Annotated in this window: 5 protein-coding genes; 1 reads left to right on the top strand and 4 read right to left on the bottom strand. The window is 68.6% G+C overall.

Annotated elements, in window-relative coordinates:
* Positions 1-370 precede the first annotated feature (370 nt).
* From HLH29_RS11335 to HLH29_RS11320, 4 genes are all read right to left on the bottom strand, one after another.
* The gene (locus tag HLH29_RS11335) at positions 371-655 is read right to left on the bottom strand and encodes a hypothetical protein (RefSeq protein ID WP_182966825.1); all 285 of its coding nucleotides are present in this window, start codon (positions 653-655) and stop codon (positions 371-373) included.
* 167 nt (positions 656-822) lie between these two features.
* On the bottom strand, positions 823-1,893 hold the full coding sequence (gene hisC / locus HLH29_RS11330) for a histidinol-phosphate transaminase (protein WP_182966823.1): 1,071 nt from the start codon (positions 1,891-1,893) through the stop codon (positions 823-825).
* A 107-nt stretch (positions 1,894-2,000) separates the two neighbouring features.
* A complete protein-coding gene (locus HLH29_RS11325; RefSeq protein WP_182966855.1) occupies positions 2,001-2,519 on the bottom strand; it encodes an ankyrin repeat domain-containing protein in 519 nt (172 codons plus the stop codon).
* Positions 2,520-2,600: 81 nt separating this feature from the next.
* Positions 2,601-3,668: an MBL fold metallo-hydrolase gene (locus HLH29_RS11320; RefSeq protein ID WP_182966821.1), complete on the bottom strand. Its 1,068-nt coding sequence runs from the start codon at positions 3,666-3,668 to the stop codon at positions 2,601-2,603.
* 403 nt (positions 3,669-4,071) lie between these two features.
* Between HLH29_RS11320 and tkt the strand changes: the two genes are divergently transcribed.
* Positions 4,072-6,180: a transketolase gene (gene tkt / locus HLH29_RS11315; RefSeq protein WP_182966819.1), complete on the top strand. Its 2,109-nt coding sequence runs from the start codon at positions 4,072-4,074 to the stop codon at positions 6,178-6,180.
* Positions 6,181-6,261 lie beyond the last annotated feature (81 nt).

Here is a 6,261-nt window from a genome sequence, read left to right as displayed (position 1 = left end):
TGTCGATGGCAATGCGTTTAAACTCGCTCATGGGCGGCTCCTGGGTTCAGTGTGATGACCCCCTGAACCTTGGCACATGATGCCGTGGGGGCCGTCCACCCCAACACGGCCATCAAGGCCGCTCCCACTCACCAGCCCACGGTGCCGGGCAGGCTTTCCCTTGTTTCAAACTGGTATTAGTGCCGGAGGAACCGGCAGGGCTCCGAGGCCCCGCACCCCAATCATCTGACAACGAATGGGTTTCCAAAGGGCGGAGTTGGCCAAGGTTCCGTCGGCCGGAACGGCCGATGGAATGCCAACGGAGGGGACTGCCCTTTGGTGGGTTCAAGGGCAACGCCCTTGCCGGGGATAACCCAAGCCTCAGCCGGTATCAGATCGAACGCGTCCGGCGCGGCGTGCCGCCGGCAGGGCGGGGGCCGCGGCCTTCGGGGCGCGGGTTGCGCGGGCCGGCGTTGGATTCCTTCAGCACCGGGGCGGCGGCCAGCTCGGCTTCAAGCTGGCGGATGCGCTTCTGCACGCTTTCGCGCAGGGTGGGGGCGGTGTGCGACTTCATGGTCGCAAGCGTCTCGCGCAGGTCGCGCAGTTGCTTCTGCTTTTCGGCGTGCGTGCGCCGGATCGGCTGGTTGTCGGACATCTGGCCGTGGAATGCGCGCATGATGGTGGTGTCCATGTGAAAAAATGAAAAACGGCCGGGCGGGCCCGGGCAGAGATAAAGAAACGCGCCAGACGCGCGAACGGCCATAAGCGGGTACAAGAAGTCCCTGGCCGCACGGCGCCCCCACCGGGGGCGCCATGGGCCCGTATCCGGTGGCGGATCGGCGGTCAGTCCGCGTTTCGGTTCAGGATGGCTTTCAGCGCCTCGGCCAGGCTCCGACATTCCTCGTCGGTGCCCACCGTGATGCGCAGCCATTCCGCGATCCGGGGTGTCCTGAAGTGACGCACGATGATCGACCGCTCCCGCAGGGCGGCGGCCAGGGCAGCGGCGTCACGATCAGGGTGGCGGGCGAACACGAAATTCGCCTGCGAGGGCAGGACCTCGAACCCCAGATTCTTCAGGCTGGAGACCAGCCCGCTTCGCGTTTCTATGATCTTTCCCGTGGTTCGCGCAAGCCATTCCCGATCGGCGATCGCCGCTTCCGCGCCGGCCTGGGCCAGACGGTCCAGCGGATAGGAATTGAAGCTGTCCTTGACGCGGTTCAGCGCCTCGATCAGGTCCGGCTGGCCGATCGCATAGCCCACGCGCAGCCCCGCCAGACCGTGCGATTTGGACAGGGTGCGCACCACCAGCAGGTTGGGGTACTCGCGCACCAGCGGAATCGCGCTGTCGGCGCCGAAATCGACATAGGCCTCGTCGATCACCACCACCCGCTCGGGGTGGGCGCGCAGCAGGGTCGCGATCTCGTCCAGCCCCAGCGCGATGCCGGTGGGCGCGTTGGGGTTCGGCAGCACGATGCCGCCGCAGGGGCGGAGATAGGCCTCGACATCCACACGCATCGCCCCATCCAGCGGCACCGGCTGGTGCGCGATGCCGTACAGGCCGCAATAGACCGGATAGAAGCTGTAGGTGATGTCGGGCGTCAGCAGCGGCGCGTCATGCTGCAACAGCGCCTGGAACGTATGGGCCAGCACCTCGTCCGACCCGTTGCCGATGAAGACATGCTCCATCCCTACCCCATGCGCCTGGGCGATGGCTGCGCGCAGCCGGTCCGATGCCGGGTCCGGATACAGGCGCAGCGTGTCGTCGGCGGCGGCACGAATGGCCGCCAGCGCGGCGGGCGAGGGCCCATAGGGCGATTCGTTGGTGTTGAGCTTGATCAGGTTCGCCAGTTTCGGCTGCTCGCCGGGGACATAGGGCGTCAGGCTGTGGACGATCGGGCTCCAGAAACGGCTCATGACGGGTTCCGCTGACGCTAGACATGGAAATGGCCCGGCAGGGTGCCGGGCCGCGTTCGTTCTAATCCACCAGACGCCGGACGGGAACGGCCCGTCCGGCATGGCCGTCAGGCGGCTGGCGGCATCAGGGCCGTGATGTCGGTCAGCCCCAACTGCGCCGCCAGCAGGCGCGCGCTGTTGCCCTCGCCGTCGCGCAGGTCGGGGTCGGCCCCGCTCTCCAGCAGGAAGGCAGCCATGGCGCCCCGGTTGAACATCACGGCGAAGATCAGCGGCGTGCGCCCGGCATGGTTCGGCGCATCGATCGCCGCCCCGGCCGCAATCAGCTGCCGCGCCACCGCCAGATCGCCCTTGAAGGCCACGCCGGCCAGCGCCGTCGCCCCCTTGTCGTCGCGCAGGTCCACGCTGGCGCCCCCGGCCAGCAGGGCGGCGACGGTATCGGCATGGCTGTTATAGGCCGCCAGGATCAGCGCCGAATGCCCGCGCTCGTTGCGGGTGTCGGGGTCCATCCCGGCTGCGAGAAAGCTGGCCACCAGGTCGGCCTGGCCGTCGCGCGCGGCGTCCAGGAACAGGCGGGCGATCTGCTCGGGGGTGAAGGACGCGGCGTCTTCATCCACCGGGGCATTCATCGGGGCGGTCGGGGGGGCGGTCGGGGTTTCGGGATCGGTCTGGGTCATCGCGGCCTCGCTGCGGGTCATCTGGATCGGGTTCTAGCCGCTGGCGCCCTGTGGCGCGAGGCCGCGATGCATGACGGCCCGCCCGGCGGCCATGACGCGGCATTCCCCATGGCCCAACTCCACGAACCGCTCCGCCGCCAGCCCGGCGGCCGCACGGGCGACGGCCAGCCGGCGCAACGGCTCGTCATAGGGTTCGTCGGTCAGGCGAAAGGTGCCGTAATGCATGCCCACCGCCTGCCCGGCCTCCAGGTCGATCAGGGCCGAGACCGCTTCCTCGGGGGTGACATGCACCGGCTCCATCAGAAAGCGCGGGTCATAGGCACCGACCGGCAGCAGCGCGATATCCGGCGCGCCCAGCCGCGCGCGGATCTGCGCCCAGTGGCGCCCATGGCCGCTGTCCCCGGCAAAGAAGACCGAGGGCGCCGGCCCCCCGCCGGCCGGGCGGATGTCGAACCCGCACCACAGCGCCCGGTTGGCGTCGAAGGGCGTCCGCGCCGATCCGTGCCGCGCCGGGGTGCTGGTGATGCGCATCCCGCCAAAATCATGGCTCTCCCACCAGTCGCATTCCACGATGTCGCGCAGGCCCGCCTTGCGGATATGGCGCGCATTGCCCGGCGCGGTGATGACCGCAGGCGCGTCGCGGCGGCCCAGCGCGGCCAGGCTGGGCAGGTCCAGATGGTCGTAATGGCAGTGTGACACCAGCACCAGGTCCACGCGGGGCAGGGTGTCCAGCCCGCGCCCCGGCGGCAGCACGCGGCGCGGCCCGGCCCAGCGGACCGGCGAGCAGCGGTCGGAGAATACCGGATCGGTCAGCACCGTCAGCACCGTGCCGTCGGCGCGCGGCAGGCGCAGCAGGAAGGTGCTGTGCCCGATGAAGGTGACATGCGCGGTGCCGGGGGCGGGCAGCGCATGCGGGTCGCCCACGGGCGGCGGCGGGGGCGGGGCGGACCAGACGGCCAGCCGCCGCCGGCGCCACTGCCAGCTCAGGATCTCCCCCAGCCCGACATGCCGGGCGCGCGGCGGCACGGGCAGGATGGAGGCCGGGTTGAAGAATCGGCGCCCATCGCAATGATCCGACATCGGAAGGGGGGATGGCGGCATAGGCGGTCTCCTTTTGCCCAAATTCTCTTATGGCCTGTCCGGCGTCGCGTGGAAAATCCGTGTTTCGGAAAACCGGTCGAGGATTCGTGAATATCCGGTACTGGAAACCTGCCGCGCAGGGGCGCTCTAATGCCTGCGGCCGCTCCGGAGTTGCGAGGCGACTTGCCCAGGGAGGGGAGACCGTGAGAAGGTTGCCCCGGTTCTTTCATCCGGTCTGACTGTCAAGACCATAACCGGATGACAAAAATATGAAGAACAAGGTCCCAATGGACGGGTCATCGCCCGCCCATCTGTGACGAAGCTTGTCCGCTGCCATGCGCGTTGTCGCATGGCGCGGTTGTCGGGCGCGGAGCCCGGTCAGATGAGCGAGACAGGGTCACCCCCATACGGAGAAGATGGTTTAATGCGTTCTATGATCACCCAGCCCGTCCGGGCGTTCGAGGGTGGGGCGGCTGGGCCGTCCGCCGAGGACCTGCTGTGCATCGACACCATTCGCACGCTGTCGATGGATGCCGTCCAGAAGGCGAACTCGGGGCATCCGGGCACGCCGATGGCCATGGCGGCCCCCGCCTTTGCGCTGTGGCAGAACGTTCTGAACTACGACCCGGCCGACCCGCTGTGGCCGAACCGCGACCGTTTCGTGCTCTCGATCGGTCACGCGTCGATGCTCATCTACTCGCTGATCTACCTGGCCGGCGTGCGCGACGTGAAGCACGGCAAGGTGCTGGACGCCCCGGCGCTGACGCTGCAGGACCTGGAGCAGTTCCGCCAGCTTGACTCCCGCACCCCCGGCCATCCGGAATACCACCACACGGCTGGCGTCGAGACCACGACCGGCCCGCTGGGCCAGGGCTGCGGCAATTCCGTCGGCATGGCGATCGCCGAGAAATGGCTGGCCGCGCGCTTCAACAAGCCGGGCTTCGACCTGTTCGACTATCACACCTACACCTTCTGCGGTGACGGCGACATGATGGAAGGCGTGGCCAGCGAGGCCGCCTCGACCGCCGGCCACCTGAAGCTGGGCAACCTGACCTGGATCTACGACAGCAACCGGATCTCGATCGAAGGCTCGACCGACATCGCCTTCACCGAGAATGTCGGCAAGCGCTTCGAGGGCTATGGCTGGCACGTGCTGGAAGTCGGCGACGCCAACGACCAGGCGGCATTCCTGGCCGCCCTGGCCGACGCCAAGGCCGAGACCAGCCGCCCGACCCTGATCATCGTCCATTCCGTCATCGGCTTCGGCGCCCCCAAGAAGGCCGGCACGGCCTCGGCCCATGGCGAGCCGCTGGGTGACGAGGAGATCCGCGGCGCCAAAAAGGCTTACGGCTGGCCTGAAGAGAAAACGTTTTACGTCCCCGACGGCGCGCAGGCGTACTTCCAGAAGGGGCTCGGCGCCCGCGGCGCCGCGGCCAGCGCGCAGTGGAAGGCGCTGTACACCGCCTACGCCAAGGAATACCCGGATCTGGCGAAGGAACTGGACGCGATCCTGTCCGGCAGCCTGCCCGCCGGCTGGGACAAGGACATCCCGACCTACGAGGCCAGCGCCAAGGGCGTGGCCTCGCGCCAGAGCTCGGGCGAGGTGCTGAACGCCATCGCGCCGAACCTGCCGTGGCTGATCGGCGGCTCGGCCGACCTGTCGCCCTCGACCAAGACCAACCTGACCTTCCAGGGCGCGGGCGCGTTCCAGCCGCCGGAATGGAACGGCACCTATGGCGGGCGCAACCTGCATTTCGGCGTGCGCGAGCATGCCATGGGCTCGATCTGCAACGGTATCTCGCTGGCGGGCATCCGGGCCTATTGCTCGGGCTTCCTGATCTTCTCGGATTACATGAAGCCGCCGATCCGCCTCTCGGCGCTGATGCACCAGCCGGTGGTGTATATCTTCACCCATGATTCGATCGGCGTGGGCGAGGACGGCCCGACCCACCAGCCGATCGAGCAACTGGTGCAACTCCGCGCGACACCGGGCGTGACCACCCTGCGCCCCGCCGACGCCAACGAGGTCGCCGAGGCTTGGCGCACGCTGATCCCGATGACCGACCGCCCGTCGGTGCTGATCCTCAGCCGCCAGAACCTGCCGACGCTCGACCGCAGCGTCTACGCCCCGGCTTCCGGCCTGGCCAAGGGCGCCTATGTACTGGCCGACAGCGACGGCACGCCCGACATCATCCTGATGGCGACCGGCAGCGAGGTCAGCCTCGTGGTCGCGGCATACGAGACGCTGAAGGCCGAGGGCGTGAAGGCGCGCGTGGTGTCCATGCCGTCCTGGGACCTGTTCGAGGCCCAGCCGCAGGAATACCGCGACAGCGTGCTGCCGCCCTCCGTCACCGCCCGCGTGGCGGTCGAGATGGCGTCGCCGATCGGCTGGGACCGCTATGTCGGGCTGCAGGGCGCGATCATCGCCATGCATGGCTTCGGCGCCTCCGCCCCGGCCGGCGCGCTGATGAAGAAGTTCGGTTTCACGGTTGACGCCGTGCTGGCACAGGCCCGCGCGCTGCTGGCCAAATGATCACCCGTGGCCGCCCCCGGCGAGGGGGCGGCCCGGCCCGGATTGATCGGAAAGAGACGGGGATGGCCAGCCCGGCGCCGG

Source organism: Gluconacetobacter tumulicola (assembly GCF_014174215.1).
Classification (GTDB): domain Bacteria; phylum Pseudomonadota; class Alphaproteobacteria; order Acetobacterales; family Acetobacteraceae; genus Gluconacetobacter; species Gluconacetobacter tumulicola.
This window is presented reverse-complemented; position numbering and strand designations above follow the sequence as displayed.